Below are 20753 nucleotides of genomic sequence, written 5' to 3' on the forward strand. Positions count from 1 at the left end.
AATGGGGGCAGGGCAAAAGCCGATGCAATGGTGTGGTTGGGGACCCAAGAGTCGAACGAAATCGCGCGCGAAAGTGCGACGAAATCCCGCGCGCCCGTAGAGCGCGCCGAGAAAGACACCCGAAACCCCGTTCCGAATTTCGCTTTCCTGCGCCCGCGCGGGCCGAGCAGCGATCCGCTGCATTTCTTCATCGCGCGGCGCTGGGAACTCATGGCGCCGGGTATCGTCTGCAACATGGTGGCGATGGGCGTCCTGTCCCGCAGCGCGCCGCAGCCGCTGTCGCTCTCGCTGGCGTTCGCGGCCATATTGCTCTGCCTGGGCGCGCCGCTGCTGGCGACATTGGAAGGGCGGCTCCATCACCGCAGCTGGAAGCGCTATCCGCTGATGCTGCTGGCGGTGGCGCTGCCGATGCTGCTGTTCGGCGTTGCGGCCGCGCAGTGGACCCATGATGCCGCCGCGCTGAACTGGCAGGTGACGATCAAGGGCTACGGCCTGCTGACCCTGCTGGCGACGGTGCTGCTCGAGCGCCGCCTGACCTCGATCGTTGCCGCGACGGTGGCCATATGGGCAGGGGCCTCGATCCACTCGGCTTCGCTGGCGACGCTCGGCCTGCTGGCGGCGGGCACCGGCATCGGACTGATCGTGGCGATGCGGCAGGCGCGGCTGGCCCGCGCGGAATCGACGCGGCTCGCGGCGCAGGAGCGCGAACAGCACCGGGCCGAGGAACTCCTGCGCGAATACGAGGAGACCGGGCAGGGCTGGTTCTGGGAAACCGACCGGCGCGGCATGATCGCCTATGTCTCGCCGCGGATCGCCGAACTGGTGGGCTGCCCCCAGGCGGAGCTTTACGGACGACCTTTCCTCAGCCTGTTCCGCCTGCGCGCCGAGGACCATGACAGCGAGCGCACGCTGGCCTTCCATCTCTCGACCCGTTCCTCGTTCCACGACATCGCCGTGCGCGCCGCGACCGACGAGAAGGACGAGCGCTGGTGGTCGATCAACGGCAGGCCGGTGCTGGACCAGTTCCACAATTTCCTCGGCTTTCGCGGCTCGGGCATTGATCTCACCGAGACGCGCAAGTCGCAGCAGCACGTCACTCAGCTCGCCCGTTTCGATTCGCTGACCAAGCTGGCCAACCGCTTCCAGATGTCGGAGTGGCTGGAGAAGGTCATCAACTCGCCGCGCATCGAGAACCGCGCCTGCGCCGTATTCCTGCTCGATCTCGATCGCTTCAAGCAGGTCAACGATACCATGGGCCATCCGGCCGGTGACGCCTTGCTCAAACAGGTGGCGGAGCGCCTGCGCGCGACGGTGGCCAACATGGGCAGGGTCGGGCGCCTCGGCGGCGACGAGTTCCAGGTGATCCTGCCGGGCTATCACCAGCACGAGGGCCTCGGCCATCTCGCGCGCCGGGTGATCGAGAACCTCTCGCAGCCCTATACCATCGATGGCACGCGGGTGACGATCGGCGCTTCGGTCGGCATCGCCATGTGTCCGGAGGACGGAACCACCGTCGAGGCGCTGATCCGCAATGCCGATCTTGCGCTCTATGCCGCCAAGGGCGGCGGGCGCGGGCGCCATCACTTCTACGACGACGATCTCCATTCCGATGCCCGCGAGCGCCAGCAGCTGGAACAGGACCTGCGCGACGCGATCGATGCGGGCGCGCTGGAACTGCACTATCAGCCCCAGGTCCATACGACGACCGAGCGGATCACCGGGTTCGAGGCGCTGCTGCGCTGGAAGCATCCCAAGCACGGCTATCTCTCGCCCGCGAAGTTCGTGCCGGTGGCCGAGGAAACCGGCCTCGTCTCGGAAATCGGTGAATGGGCACTGCGCAAGGCCTGCCGCGACCTCGCCGCCTGGCCGCATGACGTGCGCGTGGCGGTGAACGTCTCGCCGCTGCAATTCGCCAATCCTGAACTGCCTGCCGTGGTCACGCGCGCCATTGCCGAATCGGGCATCGATCCCGCCCGGCTCGAACTGGAGATCACCGAGAGCGTCTTCCTCGGCGAGGGCAAGTCCACCGAGGCGATGTTCGGCGCGCTCAAGGGCATCGGCGTGCGGCTGGCGCTCGACGATTTCGGCACCGGCTATTCCTCGCTCGGCTATCTGAAGAAGGCGCCGTTCGACAAGATCAAGATCGACCAGAGCTTCGTGCGCGGCGCCACCATCGAGGGCAGCCGTAACGGCGCGATCATCTCCTCGATCGTCGGGCTTGCCGAGGCGCTGGGGATGGAGACGACGGCGGAAGGCGTGGAGACGCTGGACGAACTGGACCTCGTGCGCCTGCTCGGATGCAGCCATGTCCAGGGCTTCATCTATGAAAAGTCGCTGACGGCGGCGGAAGTCATGGCCCGGCTCGATCGCGGCCTGATTGCCGTCGCCACCGGCCCGCGCTCGGCCCGCGCGCCGCGCCGGACGATGCTGCGCAAGGTCGTGCTGGAGCACGGCGGCCACATCTATCACGGGACGATCCGCAATATCTCCAGCACCGGGGCCATGGTGGAAGGCCTCTGGAACGTGCCGGTGGAGACCCAGTTCGGCCTCCATCTGGCCGATGACAACGTGGTTCTGGCCACGGCCCGTTGGTGCCGGGAAGACAGCATGGGCGTGGAATTCCTGCGCCCGCTCGAACTGGACGGCAGCGGCTCGGTTGTCTTCGCTCCCGCATGCGCCGAAACGCTTTCTGGCAGCGACGACGAAAGTTTGCTGCGCAGGGCTGGCTGACACGCTGAAAATGCGCGCGCACCGCATTTTCAAATGGTCCAAGCGCTGCTAACGGCGCATCCATGACCGAACTCGCCCAGATCCGTAATTTCTCGATCATTGCCCATATCGACCACGGCAAGTCGACGCTTGCCGACCGCCTGATCCAGCGCACCGGGGGCCTCTCCGACCGCGAGATGAGCGCGCAGGTGCTCGATAACATGGATATCGAGAAGGAACGCGGGATTACCATCAAGGCGCAGACCGTGCGTCTGAACTACACGGCCTCCGACGGGATCACTTATGAGCTGAACCTGATGGACACGCCGGGCCACGTCGACTTCGCCTACGAAGTCAGCCGCAGCCTTGCCGCCTGCGAAGGCGCGCTGCTGGTAGTGGATGCCGCGCAGGGCGTGGAAGCGCAGACCCTGGCCAACGTCTACCAGTCGATCGAGCACGACCACGAGATCGTGCCCGTCATCAACAAGATCGACCTGCCCGCCGCCGAGCCGGAAAAGGTGCGGAGCGAAATCGAGGAAGTGATCGGCATCGACGCTTCCGAAGCCGTCATGGCCTCGGCCAAGTCGGGCATCGGCATCGACGAAATTCTCGAAGCCGTCGTCGCCAAGATCCCGGCGCCCAAGGGCGACCGTACCAAGCCGCTCAAGGCGATGCTGGTCGATTCCTGGTATGATCCCTATCTCGGCGTCGTCATTCTGGTGCGTGTGATCGACGGCGTCATCAAGAAGGGCCTCAACGTCAAGTTCATGCAGGGCGGCACCGACCACCTCGTCGATCGCGTCGGCTGCTTCACGCCCAAGCGCATCGACCTGCCCGAACTCGGCCCCGGCGAAATCGGCTTCATCACCGCGCAGATCAAGGAAGTGGAGCAGGCCAAGGTCGGTGACACCATCACCACCGTGAAGCAGGGCGCCACCGAGGCGCTGCCGGGCTACAAGGAAGTGCAGTCGGTGGTGTTCTGCGGCCTCTTCCCCGTCGACGCCAACGACTTCGAGAAGCTGCGCGAATCGATCGGCAAGCTGCGCCTCAACGATGCCTCTTTCAGCTTCGAGATGGAATCGAGCGCGGCGCTGGGCTTCGGCTTCCGCTGCGGATTCCTGGGCCTGCTGCATCTGGAAATCATCCAGGAGCGCCTGAGCCGCGAATACGACCTCGACCTCATCACCACCGCGCCTTCGGTGGTCTATCGCCTGACGATGACCGACGGCACCGTGAAGGAACTGCACAACCCGGCCGACATGCCCGATCCGGTGAAGATCGACTTCATGGAAGAGCCGTGGATCAAGGCGGTGATCTACACGCCGGACGAATATCTCGGTTCGATCCTGAAGCTTTGCCAGGACCGTCGCGGTATCCAGAAGGACCTGACTTACGTCGGCGGCCGTGCGCAAGTGACCTACGAACTGCCGCTCAACGAAGTGGTGTTCGACTTCTACGACCGTCTGAAGTCGATCAGCCGCGGCTATGCCAGCTTCGACTATGAGCAGATCGGGCTTCAGGAGGGTGACCTCGTGATGATGAACATCCTCGTGAACAACGAGCCGGTCGATGCGCTGTCGATGGTGGTCCACCGCAGCCAGGCCGAACCGCGCGGTCGCGCGCTGGTGGAGCGTCTGAAGGACCTGATCCCGCGCCACATGTTCAAGATTCCGATCCAGGCGGCGATCGGCGCCAAGGTGATCGCGCGCGAGACGATTTCGGCCATGCGCAAGGACGTTACCGCCAAGTGCTATGGCGGCGATATCACCCGCAAGAAGAAGCTTCTGGAAAAGCAGAAGGAAGGCAAGAAGCGCATGCGCGAGTACGGCAACGTGCAGATTCCGCAGGAAGCCTTCATCGCTGCGCTGCGCATGGGCGAGGAATAAGGCTGGGAGCGGCCGGGCGGCATCGCTGCCGTCTTCCGGTCGCTCGGCTCCATCCGGCACTTTGCCGTTCATGACCTGCAAAAGGCGCGTACCGACAGGGTGCGCGCCTTTTGCATTTCTCGATCCGTTATCGATGCAATTGTGTTTGGTCCCTGGCCGATATCGGGCGACTCATTGCATGAGTAAGATTGGTTAAGCTTAGTCGCCTAAGTCTGACTGTGTCGGGGGACGATTCGGCCTGTAAGGCAATCGTTTTCGGCGCCATGTCGTGATTTGCGCCACATGCAGATCGGTCGGATGTGGTTAAATTGATACCGGTGACAGCTTGCCTGTAGCGGGTTGATAGTGCGATTGCAGACGATCATACTCCGCTACAAACGGATGACGTTTGCGGGGAAGGGCGGAACGAGGGTGGCTCGGTAGCGTTATGGACCTTGGGCGAACGGACGCTGGCGGCGACATGACGCAGTTGCAACGCATCATGACGGTTTTTCCGTCCCTGACTTCCAAGCAGCACGAAGTTCTGGCCTTCGTGGCCGAAAACCGCACGAGCAAGGAAATCGCCTGGGAACTCGGCATTTCCGAAAGCGCGGTCAACCAGCGGATCGAGGGCGTGCGCAGCCGCACCGGTTCCCCGCCCCGCGCCGAACTGGCGCGCGCTTACAGGCAGTACCAGCAGGACCAGAATCAGTCGGAGCAGGACGAAGCCTGTAATCCGCTACCAGAGAAGAATCCTCAGGTTCCGGCCATACCCCTCTTCGATGAGGATCGGGGCAGGGACGAACTGGTCGAAAGGCTCACCCTGGCAGATGGCGCCACGTTCAAGATAACGGCACCTTGGCAGGAAGAGAACTTCACCCGGGTCGTTCCGGAGGTGCTCGATGGAGCGAATGCGGGTCTCAGCCGCACGGCCGCCATGATTGCCATCGCCGGAGGACTTCTCCTCGTTGCGGTGTTCGGTCTGGACCTGGCGACCAAGCTGAGCGGCCTGCTTTGATCCAGCCTCCAGCCACGACGTTTTCAGGCGCATCGGTCGGGCCGGTGACGCAGGATGGGGGTCCTTATGTCGATCACGATTTCCGCTGCCACTGCCCGGATCGCGCGTCAGCTTCCCGAGGCCGAACTCTCGCTCGACTCCGCACTGCTGGCTTCGGCCCGCCTGATGGAATCGATGCTGCTGGCCCGCCAGGCGGACGGCGTGGCAACTTTCACCGGCCAGACGGCCCTGATGCGCCTCGCCAAGACGCAGCGCACCTTGCTCGAAAGCCAGAACGACATGATCCGCGTTCATCAGGAACTGCTGGGCATCGGCCGCGAGGTGAAAGCCATCGCCGACGAGCCGGAAGCCTGCCCGAACCAGGCACAGCTTGTGGACGGCGCGCCGATGGCTCAATCGGCCTAATCGGCCCAGGCCCAATTGCGGGTTCCGCGCGTTTCGGACGGCATGGCCATGGGGGGCTTGGATGCTGACCTGGGGCGCGCGGGCCTACCTCCAATATGGGGTCTATCTTCTTCTCTTCCTCGTGGCCTGGCGGCGCGGCGCGGCGCCTGAGCGCATCCTGGCCGGGATCATGCTCGGCATGGTCGTCGCCGACCGGATCTATCATCTGGGGCGCGGCACCGACCTGCTGGTCTATTACGGGGTCGATGTCGTTCATCTGGCGATCGACACGTCGAGCCTCATGGGGATCGGTTACGTCGCGCTTCATGCCAACAGGTTCTACCCGTTATGGATAGGTGGGGCGCAGATCATCGCCTTTTCGAGCCATTTCTACCGGCTGGGGATCGTGGATATCCACACGACGGCCTATCAGGTGATGGCGATCATGCCCTCCTACGTCCAGCTTCTGGCGATGGGGCTTGGACTCGGCTGTCACATGTGGCGGCAGAAAAGACAGGGCAATTATCCGTCCTGGCGCAGATACTCCGTCCGGTCGTCGGTGAGCGGAGCGAGGACGTCGCCCGCCGTCTGATCCAGCGCTTCGGATCACTGAGCACGATCTACACGGCCTCGGCGCAGAATCTGGCCGAGGAAATCGACGAAACGGGTCTCAATCGCCAGGCCATCGCCGCGATGATCCGTGCCGCGCGCGATCTCGCCGCCGTTGCCGGGCACGAGATGGTACTGGGCGAGCCCATCGACACGACCAGTTCCGCGTTCCGCCAGTATCTCGCGCGGCGCATGCTGGGGCGGCGCGAAGAGTGCGTCATGGTGCTGTTCTTCAACGGCGATGGCCTGTTCCTGGGCGAGGAGTTTCATGTCGGGACGCGCCAGTCGACGTGCGAACTGCCGCTCAGGCACACCGTGCGGCGGGCTTTCGATCTCGATGCCCGTCGTCTGATCCTGGCGCACAACCACCCCTCCGGCGATCCCAAGCCCAGCGCCGACGACCTGCAATCCACACGCACCTTCCGACAGGTCATGGCCGCGCTGGAACTCAAGCTGGACGATCATTTCGTCGTGGCGAAGGGCGGTATCTTCAGTATGAGCGACAACGGTCTGATTTAGATGGCGATTTGACTTAAGAGACGTGCAACCCGATTGTCGTAGAGGCTATCTATACCGGCAGGCGCATTCGCGCTTCACGTTCTTGTGCCGCACGTCCTCATGGAGATTGGGTTTGACCGACATCGTTACCGTACCGACCACGCCGTTCGAGGGACAGGCGCCGGGAACGTCCGGCCTGCGCAAGAAAGTGCGCGTGTTCCAGCAGCCGGGCTATGCGGAGAACTTCATCCAGTCGGTGTTCGATGTGGTGAATCCGGAAGCAGGCGCGATACTGGTGATCGGCGGTGACGGACGTTACCACAATCGCACGGTGATCCAGCAGGCCATCCGCATGGCCGCCGCCAACGGCTATGCCCGTGTGATCGTGGGGCAGGGCGGTATTCTCTCGACCCCTGCGGCCAGCCATGTGATCCGCAAGTACGGCGCCGCTGGCGGGCTGATCCTTTCCGCCAGCCACAATCCCGGCGGCCCTGACGAGGACTTCGGGATCAAGTACAATATCGCCAATGGCGGCCCGGCACCGGAAAGCGTAACGGGCGCGATCCTCGCCCGCACGAAGGGAATCGATCGCTGGCTGACCGTGGAGGCCGGGGATATCGACCTCGATACCCTGGGCGAGGTCACGGTCGGCGATCTGGTGGTACAGGTGCTCGATCCGGTCGCGGACTATGCCGACCTGATGGAAGAGTTGTTCGACTTCGATGCCATTCGCAAGGCCGTTTCCAGCGGCTTCACAATGCGCTTCGACGCGATGAGCGCAGTGACCGGGCCTTACGCGGTCGAAATTCTCGAAAACCGCTTGGGCTTTGCCGCGGGAACCGTAGTGAATGAAATACCGCTGGAGGATTTCGGCGGCCATCACCCCGATCCCAACCTGATCCACGCCAAGGACCTCTATGACGCGATGATGGGGCCGGACGCCCCAGACCTCGGCGCGGCATCGGACGGCGACGGGGATCGCAACCTCATCATCGGTCGCGGGCGCTTCGTCACGCCTTCGGATTCGCTGGCGATGCTGGCGGCCAATATCGAGATCGCTCCGGCTTATCGTGGCCGCTTGACCGGGATCGCCCGCTCGATGCCGACCAGCGCCGCTGCCGACCGGGTGGCCGAGGCGCTCGGCATCCCCTGCTTCGAGACGCCGACCGGCTGGAAGTTCTTCGGCAACCTGCTCGATGCCGGAATGGCGACGATCTGCGGCGAAGAAAGCGCGGGCACCGGCTCCGACCATGTGCGCGAGAAGGACGGTCTCTGGGCCGTGCTGCTCTGGCTGAACATTCTGGCAGTGCGCGATATCAGCGTCGACCAACTGACCCGCACCCACTGGGCGCGGTTCGGTCGCAACTACTATGCGCGCCACGACTACGAAGCGGTCGACAGCGAGGCTGCGGCCACTCTCATGAGCGAACTGAAAGCCGCGCTGCCGACGCTGCCGGACAAGACTTTCGGCCCGCTCACCGTCTCTCATGCCGACAACTTCGCCTATACCGATCCGGTCGATCATTCGGTCAGCGAGAACCAGGGCGTGCGCGTCCTGTTCGAAGATGGCAGCCGCGTGGTCTTCCGCCTTTCCGGCACCGGCACGCAGGGCGCGACCCTGCGCGTCTATCTGGAGTGCTATGAGCCTGCCACCGGCCATCTCGATGCGGATACCGGCGCCATGCTCGAGCCGCAGATCGCCGCCGCGCAGGAGATCGCGGGAATTGCGCGCCATACCGGGCGCACAATTCCAGACGTGGTGACCTGACCTTGTGATGCAGGAACCCGCCGCTCTCGCTTGAGGGCGGACGGGTTCCTACATCATTACCGCGCTGCTCTCGTAGACCCGCCGCACCAGTTCCGCCTGCCCGCGCACGCCCAGCTTGGCATAGAGCCGCTTGGAGTAGTTGCGCGCGGTTTCCAGCGTCAGACCCATGCGCTCCGCCGCTTCGGCGATGGAGTGGCCATCGGCCAGCGCCATCGCCAGTTCCGCCTCGCGGCGGGGCAGGTCGAAGATTTCGGTCAGGCGCTCGGCGCTGCGGTCGGAATGCGGGCGGGGCAGGGTGCAGAGCGCCAGGATCGCGGGAATCGCGAGGGCTTCGGCATTCCCGGCGGGCATCAGCAGTGCCTCGATATGCGGATTGTTCCGCAGCAGCACAGGCCGCGCGGAGGGCGTTGGGGCCTGAATCATGTCCGCCGCGATGGCCGCCAGCTTGCGCTCGGCGGCAAGGTCCAGGCCCAGCACGCGCTCGCCGGGACGCAGCACCGCGCCGCAATGCGCCTGCCAGAATTCCGCGAGCGCCGGATCAGCCTCCAGCACGCGCGCTTCGCCGTCGAGCAGCATCCAGCCCTTTCCCGTGCGTTCCAGCCCCGCGGCGTTGATCCGGGCCGAAAGCCGGTCGCGGTCCATCGCCACCAGGTTTTCGACCGCGATGGCTACGTAGGGGGCCAGGCTGGAAAGCAGGGCACTGTCGGCGGCGGAGCATTCGCGCGCGCGGGCCATCAGCAGCCAGGCGCTGTAGCGCTCGCCGCCAGCGATCCGTACTACGCGCGCATCGCCGATGCCGAGCCTCGCCATGCGGCGGCCGCGGTCGGCACGGGCGGCCGGGTCGTGGCCGATCATCTCCCCGATCGAATAGACCCGGCCCGGGCGCAGGCTGTCGTAGAGGTAGCGGTCGAGATCGAACGGTCCCGGCTGCTCCTGACCTTCGGCATGTGTTCGCAGGTCGATTCCGGCGTAATTCTCGACGATTGCGGCATGCGGGGCCTCCCCCATGCGGAGAACCAGACTGACGTAATCGGCTTGGGTGCGACGGCGCAGTCTTTCCAGAAATGTCGAAAATCGCGGATTTTCAGTGCCTCCGCGAAAGAGCGGGATCAGCAGATCGGTCTCGTCGTTGCTTGTGAGGGCCATAACCTCCCATATGGGAGGTTCGCGAAAATGTCATCCCTGCAATCGCTGTTGGAACAGGCCGAGGGGCACGCGCCCAGGCAGAGGAAGATCCGATGAAGACACTGACGCACCTGGAACGCCTCGAAGCCGAGAGTATCCACATCATCCGCGAAGTCGTCGCCGAGGCCGAGAAGCCGGTGATGCTCTATTCGGTCGGCAAGGACAGCGCGGTGATGCTGCATCTCGCCCGCAAGGCGTTCTATCCCTCGCCGCCGCCGTTTCCGCTGCTCCATGTCGATACGACGTGGAAGTTCAAGGCGATGTACGAGCTGCGCGACAAGATGGCGCGGGACAGCGGCATGGAGCTGCTCGTCTACCAGAACCCCGAAGCGCTGGAAAAGGGCATCAATCCCTTCGACCACGGCGCGCTCCACACCGACATGTGGAAGACCGAGGGGCTGAAGCAGGCGCTCGACAAGTACGGTTTCGACGCGGCCTTCGGCGGCGCCCGCCGCGACGAGGAGAAGAGCCGCGCCAAGGAGCGCATCTTCTCGTTCCGCACCTCTTCGCACGGCTGGGACCCGAAGAACCAGCGCCCGGAGCTGTGGAACCTCTACAACGCCAAGAAGGCGCGCGGGGAATCGATCCGCGTGTTTCCGATCTCCAACTGGACCGAGCTGGACATCTGGCAGTACATCCACCTGAACGACATCCCGATCGTGCCGCTCTACTTCGCCGAAAAGCGCCCGACCGTGGAGCGTGACGGCATGTTGCTGATGGTGGACGACGAACGCTTCCCGCTGAAGGAAGGCGAGGTTCCCGTCGAACGCTCGATCCGTTTCCGCACGCTCGGCTGTTACCCGCTGACCGGCGCGGTGGAGAGCGAGGCGAAGACGCTTCCCGAAGTGATCCAGGAAACGCTGCTCACCACCACATCCGAGCGGCAAGGCCGCGCCATCGACAAGGACGCCGGCGGTGCCGGCATGGAAGTCAAGAAGCAGCAGGGGTACTTCTGATGGCCGACGTTGAAACCAAAGAAGCGGTCTACGTCACCGACCAGCTGATCGCGGACGATATCGACGCATACCTCGTCCAGCACGAGCACAAGACGATGCTGCGCTTCATCACCTGCGGCAGCGTCGACGATGGCAAGTCCACCCTGATCGGGCGCCTGCTCTACGATTCGAAGATGATCTTCGAAGATCAGCTGGATGCGCTCCAGTCGGACTCCAGGAAGGTCGGCACGCAGGGGCAGGAAATCGACTTCGCGCTGCTGGTCGACGGTCTTGCCGCCGAGCGTGAGCAGGGCATCACCATCGACGTGGCCTATCGCTTCTTCAACACCGAGAAGCGCAAATTCATCGTCGCCGACTGCCCGGGCCACGAACAGTACACCCGCAACATGGTCACCGGCGCATCCACCGCCGACCTTGCGGTGATCCTGATCGATGCGCGCAAGGGCGTGCTGGTGCAGACGCGCCGCCATTCGTATCTGTGCCACCTGATCGGCATCAAGAACATCGTCCTTGCGGTCAACAAGATGGACCTGGTGGATTACAGCCAGGAGGTCTTCGACAAGATCCTGGCGGACTATACCGAGTTCGCCGCGTCGATCGGGATCGAGAGCTTCACCGCCCTGCCGATCTCGGGCTTCAAGGGCGACAACATCACCACGCTTTCGGACAAGACGCCGTGGTACAAGGCGCCGCAATACGCTGGTATCCCGCTGGTCGAGCATCTGGAAACGGTGGAGGTTCTCTCCTCGGTCGATGCCGAAAAGCCGCTGCGCCTGCCGGTGCAGTGGGTGAACCGTCCGAACCTCGACTTCCGCGGGTTCTCGGGCCTGATCGCTACCGGCTCGGTGAAGGCGGGCGACAGGATTCGCGTCCTGCCCTCGGGCAAGACCAGCACGATCACCCGCGTCGTCACGTATGACGGCGACCTGGAGGAGGCGGTCGCCGGTCAGTCGGTGACGGTCTGCTTCGCGGACGAGATCGACTGTTCGCGAGGGTCGGTGATCTCGGTCGCCGACAATCCGCCGCAGACCGCCGACCAGTTCGAATCGACTTTCGTGTGGATGGCCGACGAGGCCATGGTGCCCGGCCGCGCCTATTGGCTGAAGATCGGTACGCAGATGGTCTCCGCGACGGTTGCCGAGCCGAAGTACGAGATCAACGTCAACACGATGGAGAAGCTCGCGGCCAAGACGCTGGAGTTGAACGCGATCGGCGTGGCGGAACTGACCACCGACAAGCAGATCGTCTTCGAATCCTATGCCGACAACCGCACGCTCGGCGGCTTCATCCTGATCGACAAGATGACCAACGCCACTGTGGCGGCGGGCATGATCCACTTCTCGCTGCGCCGTTCGCAGAACGTGCACTGGCAGGCGGTGGACATCGATCGCAAGCAGCACGCGGGCCTCAAGAACCAGCGCCCGGCGGTGCTGTGGTTCACCGGCCTTTCGGGCTCCGGCAAGTCGACCATCGCCAACCTCGTCGAGAAGAAGCTGCACCGGATGAACCGGCACACCTTCCTGCTCGACGGCGACAACGTGCGTCACGGGCTTAACAAGGATCTGGGCTTCACCGAGGCGGACCGCATCGAGAACATCCGCCGCGTGGGCGAAGTCTCGAAGCTGATGACCGACGCGGGCCTGATCGTCATCACCGCCTTCATCTCGCCGTTCCAGGCGGACCGCGAGATGGTGCGTTCGATGCTGCCGGAAGGCGAGTTCTTCGAAGTGTTCATCGACACGCCGCTGAAGGTGGCCGAGGCGCGCGACGTCAAGGGTCTCTACAAGAAGGCGCGTTCGGGCGAGCTGAAGAACTTCACGGGGATCGACAGCCCCTACGAAGCGCCGCGCAATCCCGAAATCCGCATCGACACCACGGTCGTCTCGCCGGAAGAGGCCGCGAACCTCATCGTCGATACGCTGCTGGGAGACGCCTGATGAGCCTTAATGACGGCGATCTCGCCGCCCATCTGGCCGAAGTGGCGGGCAAGATCCTGCTCGACGTGAGGGCTTCCGGCCTGTTCTCGGGCAAGGCGCTGGGCAAGGCGGGGGACCAGACCGCCAACCAGTTCCTCTGCCACGCCCTTCGCGCGCAGCGGCCCGAGGACGGGCTGCTCTCCGAAGAGGAGAAGGACAATGCGGAGCGTCTCGCCAAGGAGCGGGTGTGGATCGTCGACCCGGTCGACGGCACCCGCGAATATGGCGAGGAGCGTGCCGACTGGGCGGTCCATGTCGGCATGGCGGTGGACGGCGCGCCGGTGCTGGGCGCGGTGGCGCTGCCGGGCGCGGGTGTGGTCCTGCGCTCAGACCAGCCCGGCGAAGTTCCGCCCGCGCCGGAAGTGCTGCGCATGGTCGTCAGCCGCACGCGACCCGCACGGGAAGCGACCGGCGTGGCCGAAGAGATCGGCGCCGAACTGGTGCCGATGGGATCGGCCGGGGCCAAGGCCATGGCGATCCTGCGGGGTGAGGCGGATATCTACCTCCACTCCGGCGGCCAGTACGAGTGGGACAGCTGTGCGCCTGCCGCCGTCGCGCTCGGTTGGGGGCTGCATGTCTCGCGCATCGACGGCAGCCCGCTCGTCTACAACCGGGAAGACGTTTACATGCCCGACCTGCTGATCTGCCGGAAAGAGCATGCCGAACTGGTGCTGGAGAAGGTGAAGGCCTTCCTTGCCTGATGCTACTGGCTTGGCGGCGTGGCCTGATCGCCGCCGAGCACGCGGTAGAGCGTGATGCGGTTGCTGGCGACGGCGAGGCGCACGGCGATCTCCTGCTGCCGGGCGCTGTAGAGGCTGCGCTGCGCGTCGAGGTTCTCCAGCGAACTGGTGATGCCCTGGCGGTAGCTGGCCTCGGTCAGGCGCGCGGTGTCGCTGGCGGCTGCGGTATAGCTTGAGGCAGCGCGCAGGCGTTCCGACAGCGTGCCCTGATCGGCGAGAGCGTCCGAGACTTCGCTAAAGGCGGTCTGGATCGCCTTTTCGTACGTGGCGAGGGCAGCGTCGCGCTGGGCCTTGGCCACTTCGACATTGGCGCTTCTGCCTCCGGCGTTGAAGATCGACCAGCTGGCGGCGGCCGTGCCGGTGGCGGCGAAGGCGCCCTTGTCGAACAGCGCCGAAAGCGCGTCGCTGGCGAAGCCGAGCAGGCCGGTCAGCGAGATCGAGGGGAACAGTTCGGCCCGCGCAGTGCCGATATCGGCATTGGCGGCGCGCAGCGAATATTCGGCCTCCACTACGTCAGGACGGCGCAGGAGCACTTGCGAACTGGTGCCTGCGGGCAGAACAGCCAGCGACTGGTTCACTTCGTCCACGCCGCCGGGCAGCAGGCTCTCGTCGAAATCGGTGCCGACGAGCAGGCGGATCGCATTGACGTCCTGCGCCAGAGCCGTCGTCTGCGAGGCGACATCGCCGCGAGCCGTTTCAAGCACTTGCTCGGCCTGTCTCAGGTCCGTTCGCGGAGCGACACCGCCCTTGAGACGGGCGCCGGTGAGGGTGACGCTGCGCTCGGCATTGGCGGCGGTCGCCTCCGCGATGCGCAGCAGGTCCTTGTCGGCCGCGTAAGTCGCCCAGGCCTGCGCGAGGTCGGCGACGAGGCCGAGCCGCACGGTGCGGGCCGCCGCTTCGGTGGAAAGCGCGGTGTTGCGCTGGGCCGCCGTGGCGCTGGCGTACTTGCCGAAGAAGTCGAGTTCGAAGCTCGAAATGCCGCCTTGCAGGGAATAGGACGAGCGGTCGCCGCTCGTGCTGCTGTCTGTCGAGCCGCCGTTCGTCTCGGTGCGGCTGGCCGAACCGCTCACGCCAATGGCGGGAAACTGGTTGGCCCGGACCACCCGCACTTGCGCCCGCGCGGCAGCGAGATTGGCGGCGGCGACGCGCAAGTCGCGGTTGTTGGCAAGCGCCTGCTCGACCAGCGACTGGAGCCGCCGGTCGCGGAAGATCTCGGTGTAGGAGACCAGCGGCAGCGCGGCTTCGCTCTGGGCGAGATAGGCGTCGCCGACGGGCCAGGAGGCGGCGACTGGCGACGTCGGTGCGACGTACTTGGGCGCCATCGAGCAGGCACCCAATGCAAGCGCGGGCAGGGTGAGGGCGGCGAGACGGAAGCGGATCATGCGGCGTCTCCCTTGGGCTGGCGGCGTTCCTGGATGTGCTTGCGGACTGCGGCAAGACCGTCGCGCACGCCGCGCCGCACGAGCACGAAGAACAGCGGGATGAAGAAGATCGCAAGCAGCGTGGCGGTCAGCATGCCGCCGACGACGGCGGTGCCGATGGCGATGCGGCTGTTGGCGCCCGCGCCGCTGGCGATGGCGAGCGGGATCACGCCGAAGATGAACGCGAAGCTGGTCATCAGGATCGGGCGCAGGCGGATGCGGGCGGCTTCGAGGGCGGCTTCGATCACCCGCTTGCCCTGGCGTTCGGCCTGTTCGGCAAATTCGATCATCAGGATCGCGTTCTTGGCGGCGAGGCCCATGGTCGTCAGCAGGCCGATCTGGAGATAGACGTCGTTTTCAAGGCCGCGCAGCGTCACCGCCATGATCGCGCCAAGCAGGCCGAGCGGAATGACGAGGATCACCGCGATCGGGATCGACCAGCTTTCGTAGAGCGCGGCAAGGCAGAGGAACACCACAAGCAGCGAGAGCGCATAGAGCAGCGGGGCCTGACCCGAGGAGAGGCGCTCCTGATAGGACGATCCGGCCCAGGCGACGGCGGTGCCGGGGACCTGGCTCGCCAGTTCCGCCATCACGTCCATCGCCGTGCCCGAGCTGACGCCGGGGGCCGGGCTGCCCGAGAATTCGTAGGCCTGGAGGCCGTTGAAGCGCGAGGACGAACTGGGCGCGGTCGACCAGCTGATCGTCGAGAAGGCCGAGAACGGCACCATCTGCCCGCTCGTGCCGCGCACGAACCAATTGGCAAGGTCTTCGGGGCGCGAGCGGAACTGCGCATCGCCCTGCACGAAGACGCGCTTGACGCGGCCCTTGTCGATGAAGTCGTTGACGTAAGTGCCGCCCCAGGCGGTCTGGAGGGTCGAGTTGGCGCTGGCGGCGGTGACGCCGTAAGTGGTCAGGGCGGGGGTGTTCGTCTTGATCTTCAGCGTCGAAACGTCTGGGAGATCGCTCAGGCGCACGTTGGTGAGGCGCTCGTCCGCAGTGGCTTTCGCGAGCAGTTCGTCGCGGGCCTTCTGGAAGTCCGCGCGGGCCATGCCGTTGCGGTTCTGCAGTTCCATGGTGAAGCCGGCGGACGAGCCGAGGCCGCGGATGGCGCCGGGGACCAGCGTGAAGACCTGCGCGTCGCGAAGGCCGCGGAACGCTCCGTTGGCGCGCTGGACGATGGCGTCGGCGCTGTTCTTCTTGCCGGGGCGCTGCTCCCAGTCCACCAGCGTGATGAAGGCCTGACCCGAGTTCTGGCCCGAGGCGCCCTGACCGCCGCCGGACAGCGTGAACATGCTGGCGACGTTGCCCTTCTCGTACTTGGTGAAATAGTCCTCCACCTGGCGCTGCACTTCCTCGGTGCGGGTGCGCGGCGAACCAGCGGGCAGGCGCCACTGGACCATGATCGTGCCCTGGTCCTCGTTCGGCAGGAAGCCGGTCGGCAGGCGCTGGAACAGGCCGTAAGTGGCGACGCAGGCGATTCCGAAGAGCAGGAGCCAGCGCCACTTGTGCGCGATCACGCGCTCCACGCGGCGGCCATAGGCCTCGGTCATGTTCTCGAAGCTGCGGTTGAACCAGGTGTGGAAGCGCTCCCAGGGGACCAGGAGCCAGGGCATGCGGCGCTGGATGAAGCCGGGCTTCTCTTCGCCTTCCTTCGCCTTGGCCTTGAGCAGGGTGGCGGTGAGCGCCGGGCTGAGGATCAGCGCGACCAGCACCGAGAGCACCATGGCGACCACGATCGTCAGCGAGAACTGGCGGTAGATCACGCCGGTCGATCCGCCGAAGAAGGCCATCGGCAGGAACACCGCCGAAAGCACCAGGGCGATGGCGATCAGCGCGACCTGGATTTCCTCCATCGACTTGATGGTGGCTTCGCGCGCGGACATGCCCGGATTTTCTTCGAGCAGACGCTCGACGTTCTCGACGACGACTATGGCGTCGTCGACCAGGAGGCCGATGGCGAGGACGAGGCCGAACAGGGTCAGCGTATTGATCGAGAAACCGGCGACGTAGAACACCGCAAACGTGCCGAGCAGCACCACCGGCACCGCGATCGCCGGGATCAGCGTGGCGCGCCAGCTTTGCAGGAACACGAACATGACGATGACGACCAGCACGATCGCCTCGAACAGCGCCTTTTCGACTTCCGCGACCGAGAGCTTGATGAAGGCGGTGGAGTCGTTGCCGTAGGTATATTCAAGGCCGTCGGGCATGCCTTCGGCCAGCTGCTTCATCTCCGTCTTGACCAGTTCGGCGGTCGCCAGCGCGTCGGCGCCGGGCGAGAGCGAGATGGAGATACCGGCGCCGGGGTGGCCGTTGATGCGGCTGATCGTATTGTAGTTCTCGGCGCCGATCTCGACGCGGGCGACGTCGGCGATGGTGACGACCGAACCGTCGGTATTGGTCTTGAGGACGATGTTGCGGAACTGCTCGGCGGTCTGGAGGCGCGAACCGGCGGTGACGATGGCGTCGATCGCCTGGTCCTTGGGCGCGGGCAACCCGCCGATCTCACCGGCGGCGATCTCGGTATTCTGGGCGGTGATCGCCGAAGTCACGTCGCTGGGCATCAGCGACACGGCGGCCAGCTTGGTCGGGTCGAGCCAGATGCGCATCGCGTGGGGGGCGCCGAACACGTTGACGTCGCCCACGCCTTCGAGGCGCGAGAGCGGGTCCTGGATGTTCGAGGCCAGATAGTCCGACACGTCCTGGTTGGAGCGGCTGTCGGTGGCGTCGTAGACGGCGACCAGCAGCAACTGGTCGGGGTTGGACTTGGTGACGGTGACGCCCTGGTTCTGCACCGCCTGCGGCAGACGGGAGAGCGCCGACTGGACCTTGTTCTGGACCTGGACCTGGGCGATGTCGGGGTCGGTGCCCTTGGCGAAGACCGCGCTGATCGTCGCCTGGCCGCGGTTCGAGGACTGCGAGTTGAAATAGAGCAGCCCGTCGATGCCGGTAAGCTGCTGCTCGATCACCTGGGTGACGCTGTTCTCGATCGTTTCGGCCGAGGCGCCGTTGTAGGTGGCGCGGATGTTCACCTGCGTCGGCGCGATGTCCGGATATTGCTCGTTCGGCAGGAAGGCCAGCGCGCCGAGGCCCGCCAGCATGACGATGATGGCGAGGACCCAGGCGAAGATCGGCCGGTCGATGAAGATGCGCGACATGGGAGGCTCAGCGACCCTTACCGGCGGAAGAAGCGCCGGAAGAAGCGCTGCCGGCCTTGCCGCTGGGCGGCACGACGGTCTGTGCGGTCGAGGCCGGAACCGGCTTGATCTCGGCGCCCTGCTTGAGGCCGTTCAGGCCCTGGACGATGACCTTGTCGCCCTTCTGGAGGCCCGAGGTAACGACGGTATTGGTGCCCTGGGTGCGGTCGGCGGTGACCTTGCGGCGGGCGGCCTTGTTGTCGGCACCGACGACCATGACATAGGCCGAGCCGTCGAAATCGCGCTGGACCGAGTTCTGCGGCACCAGGTAGGCGCCCGGATCGGTCGCCTGATCGAACACCGAGGAGACGAACATGCCGGGCAGCAGGAAGCCGTCCGGATTGGGGAACTTGGCGCGCAAGGTAACGGTGCCGGTATCCTCGGCAACGGTGACGTCCGAGAATTCGACGGTGCCGGACAGGGGGTACTGCGAGCCGTCGTCGAAGCGAAGATGAACCTGGGTGCTGCCCGGCGTGACGCCGCCTGCGGCCAGCTTGCGGCGCAGCGCGGTGAGGTCGGTTGCGGACTGCTGCATGTCCACGAAGATCGGGTCCATGCGTTGGATCACCGCCAGCGGATCGGTCTGGCTGGCGCTGGCGAGGGCGCCCACGGTCGAGAGCGAGCGGCCGATGCGGCCGCTGATCGGTGCGGGCAGGGTGGTGAAGCGCAAATTGATCTTCGCGGTGTCGAGCGTGGCGGCGTTCTGGGCGATCGAGGCCTTGGCCGATCGCGCCGTGGCGAGGGCGTCGATGTAATCCTGCTTCGCGACCGCTTCCATGTCGGCCAGCGGCTTGTAGCGCTGGGCCTTGGCACTGGCGGCCTCGGCGGTGGCGCGGGCGCTGGCGAGATCGGCCGAGGCCTGGTTGACGGCGGCGCGATAGAGGCTGGGGTCGATCTGGTAGAGCGGCTGTCCGGCGCGGACCATGCTGCCCTCGGTGAAGAGGCGCTTGACGATCACGCCGGTCACCTGCGGGCGGACTTCGCTGGTCTCGAAGGCGACAGTGCGACCGCTGAGCGTGACCGCGAGCGGAACGGCGGCAGGCTGCACCACGATATAGCCGACTTGCGGCGCGGGGCGCTTGTCGTCCTTCTTCTCGCCGCCCGAACAGGCGGCAAGGAGGGCAACCGAAATGAAGGCAAATCCGGCGTTGAAACCGGCCTGACGCAGAAAGGGGAATGCCGCAGTCGAAGAAGACGTGATTTTCAAGTCGCGCACCGTCAAAAGTCTTGTCGGCGCTGCTATTCAGCCAATTGTTGCCGCCCGCAAGCCGGGTTTTCGCAAGTGCGACAATTTGCGACTAAAAACGAAGATTCTGGCGCTTTTGCGACTTCCCATTACGTCAACTGCCCGCACTAACTGAGAGGCGAGCACGCCGCCTACTGGTAGCGTGCCAACATCTGGAGCGAGGCGGCGTAATAGTCGTTGGTGAGCACCGAAGGCTGGGCACTGCCGAGCAGCCGCCCCACGACCGCGGCGCCGCCAGCTGACATCGCATAGTTCGCTTCCTCGCCCGTCACCACGTCGACCCAGGCAGGAATCGGCTTGTTGGCGGAGAGGCAGCCGCGCCAGTAGGCGGCGATGTCAGGCACCAGCGACTGGCGCCCGCCCAGCGCCGCATAGAGCGGCACACGGATCGCGTCGTAGCCGAACCGCGGCGGCTTGTCGCGGGCCGGGGCGACCTGGTTCGGCGCGCTGATGACCACCCAGTCCGTCGGCAGGCGGTGCGGGCCGAAGCGGGAGAGGCGGGTGATCGCCTCGCTGTCGCTGATGACGCGGCCCCAGACCTGCTGGCCGTCCGCCTTGGCGAAAGCGTCGAGCGCGGGCCAGGCGAAGTAGGAGGGGTTCAGCGTCACTTCGTCGCCGTTGACGAAGCCCTGGATGCCCGGAAGCAGCAGTTGTCGGCCGTGCCGCTCGATCACGCAGTGGCTGCGCACTGCCGAGCGAATCTGCGCGGCGCGCGCGGTATAGTCGGCGCGGTTCCACCGCTGACCGGCCATGGCCAGCGCCCAGGCGATGACGAGATCGCCGTCGGTCGCATTGTTCTGGTCGGCCACCGGATTGGGCGCGGAAGGATCGTAGCGCCAGGCGTGGAGCGCCATGTCCGGGCGCGAGAGTTGGCTCTGGGTCCAGCCCGCGATTTTCTCGAAAGCTTCGGCATCGCCGGCCTTGTAGGCGAAGAGCAAGCCGTAGCTCTGGCCTTCGCTGTGGCTGACGCCGTTGTTGCCGGTATCGACGACGCGGCCTTCGGGCCTCAGGTACATGTCGCGCCAGGTGCGCCAGAAGGCGTCGCGCACGGGGGCGCGGCTTTGGGCGTCGGTGTTGCAGGCAGCGGTCATGGCCAGCATTGCCCCCAGGGTGAAGTTGCGGCGGGTCATGCCGCTATCGAATGGGAAATTCATGCCGATGCTTTCTCGTTGATCGACGTA

At 65.3% G+C, this 20753-nt stretch carries 15 protein-coding genes; 10 read left to right on the plus strand and 5 right to left on the minus strand.

Annotated elements, in window-relative coordinates; genetic code table 11:
• The first annotated feature begins 27 nt into the window (after nt 1–27).
• The 7 genes from ACZ1II_RS14000 to ACZ1II_RS14030 all read left to right on the plus strand — a co-directional run bounded on the left by ACZ1II_RS14000 (nt 28) and on the right by ACZ1II_RS14030 (nt 8851).
• On the plus strand, nt 28–2730 hold the full coding sequence (locus ACZ1II_RS14000; RefSeq protein ID WP_465146981.1) for an EAL domain-containing protein: 2703 nt from the start codon (nt 28–30) through the stop codon (nt 2728–2730).
• Nucleotides 2731–2792: 62 nt separating this feature from the next.
• Nucleotides 2793–4595, plus strand: a complete 1803-nt coding sequence (lepA, locus tag ACZ1II_RS14005) for a translation elongation factor 4 (protein WP_465146982.1) — start codon at nt 2793–2795, stop codon at nt 4593–4595.
• A gap of 481 nt (nt 4596–5076) precedes the next feature.
• Nucleotides 5077–5592: a helix-turn-helix transcriptional regulator gene (locus ACZ1II_RS14010; RefSeq protein ID WP_465146983.1), complete on the plus strand. Its 516-nt coding sequence runs from the start codon at nt 5077–5079 to the stop codon at nt 5590–5592.
• A gap of 66 nt (nt 5593–5658) precedes the next feature.
• On the plus strand, nt 5659–5997 hold the full coding sequence (locus ACZ1II_RS14015) for a hypothetical protein (RefSeq protein WP_465146984.1): 339 nt from the start codon (nt 5659–5661) through the stop codon (nt 5995–5997).
• A 61-nt stretch (nt 5998–6058) separates the two neighbouring features.
• The gene (locus ACZ1II_RS14020; RefSeq protein ID WP_465146985.1) at nt 6059–6568 is read left to right on the plus strand and encodes a hypothetical protein; all 510 of its coding nucleotides are present in this window, start codon (nt 6059–6061) and stop codon (nt 6566–6568) included.
• Nucleotides 6475–7104 carry a JAB domain-containing protein gene (locus ACZ1II_RS14025; RefSeq protein WP_465146986.1) on the plus strand — a complete coding sequence of 210 codons (630 nt, stop codon included), beginning with the start codon at nt 6475–6477 and terminating at the stop codon, nt 7102–7104. Before ACZ1II_RS14020 ends, ACZ1II_RS14025 begins: the two co-directional genes overlap by 94 nt.
• 112 nt (nt 7105–7216) lie before the next feature.
• Nucleotides 7217–8851, plus strand: coding sequence for an alpha-D-glucose phosphate-specific phosphoglucomutase (locus ACZ1II_RS14030; protein WP_465146987.1), 1635 nt, complete (start codon nt 7217–7219; stop codon nt 8849–8851).
• Nucleotides 8852–8899: 48 nt separating this feature from the next.
• Here ACZ1II_RS14030 and ACZ1II_RS14035 read toward each other — a convergent pair whose 3' ends face one another.
• Nucleotides 8900–9997, minus strand: a complete 1098-nt coding sequence (locus ACZ1II_RS14035) for a helix-turn-helix transcriptional regulator (protein WP_465146988.1) — start codon at nt 9995–9997, stop codon at nt 8900–8902.
• Between the two features lie 41 nt (nt 9998–10038).
• Between ACZ1II_RS14035 and cysD the strand changes: the two genes are divergently transcribed.
• The 3 genes from cysD to ACZ1II_RS14050 are packed head-to-tail and all read left to right on the plus strand — an operon-like array spanning nt 10039 to nt 13669.
• Nucleotides 10039–10992: a sulfate adenylyltransferase subunit CysD gene (cysD, locus tag ACZ1II_RS14040; protein ID WP_465147301.1), complete on the plus strand. Its 954-nt coding sequence runs from the start codon at nt 10039–10041 to the stop codon at nt 10990–10992.
• Nucleotides 10992–12929, plus strand: a complete 1938-nt coding sequence (cysN, locus tag ACZ1II_RS14045; protein ID WP_465146989.1) for a sulfate adenylyltransferase subunit CysN — start codon at nt 10992–10994, stop codon at nt 12927–12929. Before cysD ends, cysN begins: the two co-directional genes overlap by 1 nt.
• Nucleotides 12929–13669, plus strand: coding sequence for a 3'(2'),5'-bisphosphate nucleotidase CysQ (locus ACZ1II_RS14050; RefSeq protein WP_465146990.1), 741 nt, complete (start codon nt 12929–12931; stop codon nt 13667–13669). Before cysN ends, ACZ1II_RS14050 begins: the two co-directional genes overlap by 1 nt.
• 2 nt (nt 13670–13671) lie before the next feature.
• On the opposite strand, the gene ACZ1II_RS14055 is transcribed toward ACZ1II_RS14050, so the two are convergent.
• The 4 genes from ACZ1II_RS14055 to ACZ1II_RS14070 form a co-directional block, all read right to left on the minus strand.
• A complete protein-coding gene (locus ACZ1II_RS14055; protein WP_465146991.1) occupies nt 13672–15090 on the minus strand; it encodes an efflux transporter outer membrane subunit in 1419 nt (472 codons plus the stop codon).
• On the minus strand, nt 15087–18287 hold the full coding sequence (locus tag ACZ1II_RS14060) for a multidrug efflux RND transporter permease subunit (RefSeq protein ID WP_465146992.1): 3201 nt from the start codon (nt 18285–18287) through the stop codon (nt 15087–15089). The genes ACZ1II_RS14055 and ACZ1II_RS14060 overlap by 4 nt, the downstream gene beginning before the upstream one ends.
• Nucleotides 18288–18294: 7 nt before the next feature.
• Nucleotides 18295–19458 carry an efflux RND transporter periplasmic adaptor subunit gene (locus ACZ1II_RS14065; protein WP_465147302.1) on the minus strand — a complete coding sequence of 388 codons (1164 nt, stop codon included), beginning with the start codon at nt 19456–19458 and terminating at the stop codon, nt 18295–18297.
• 245 nt (nt 19459–19703) lie between these two features.
• Nucleotides 19704–20702, minus strand: a complete 999-nt coding sequence (locus tag ACZ1II_RS14070) for a glycosyl hydrolase family 8 (protein WP_465146993.1) — start codon at nt 20700–20702, stop codon at nt 19704–19706.
• Nucleotides 20703–20753 lie beyond the last annotated feature (51 nt).

This window comes from Novosphingobium sp. BL-S-20 (genome assembly GCF_055521635.1).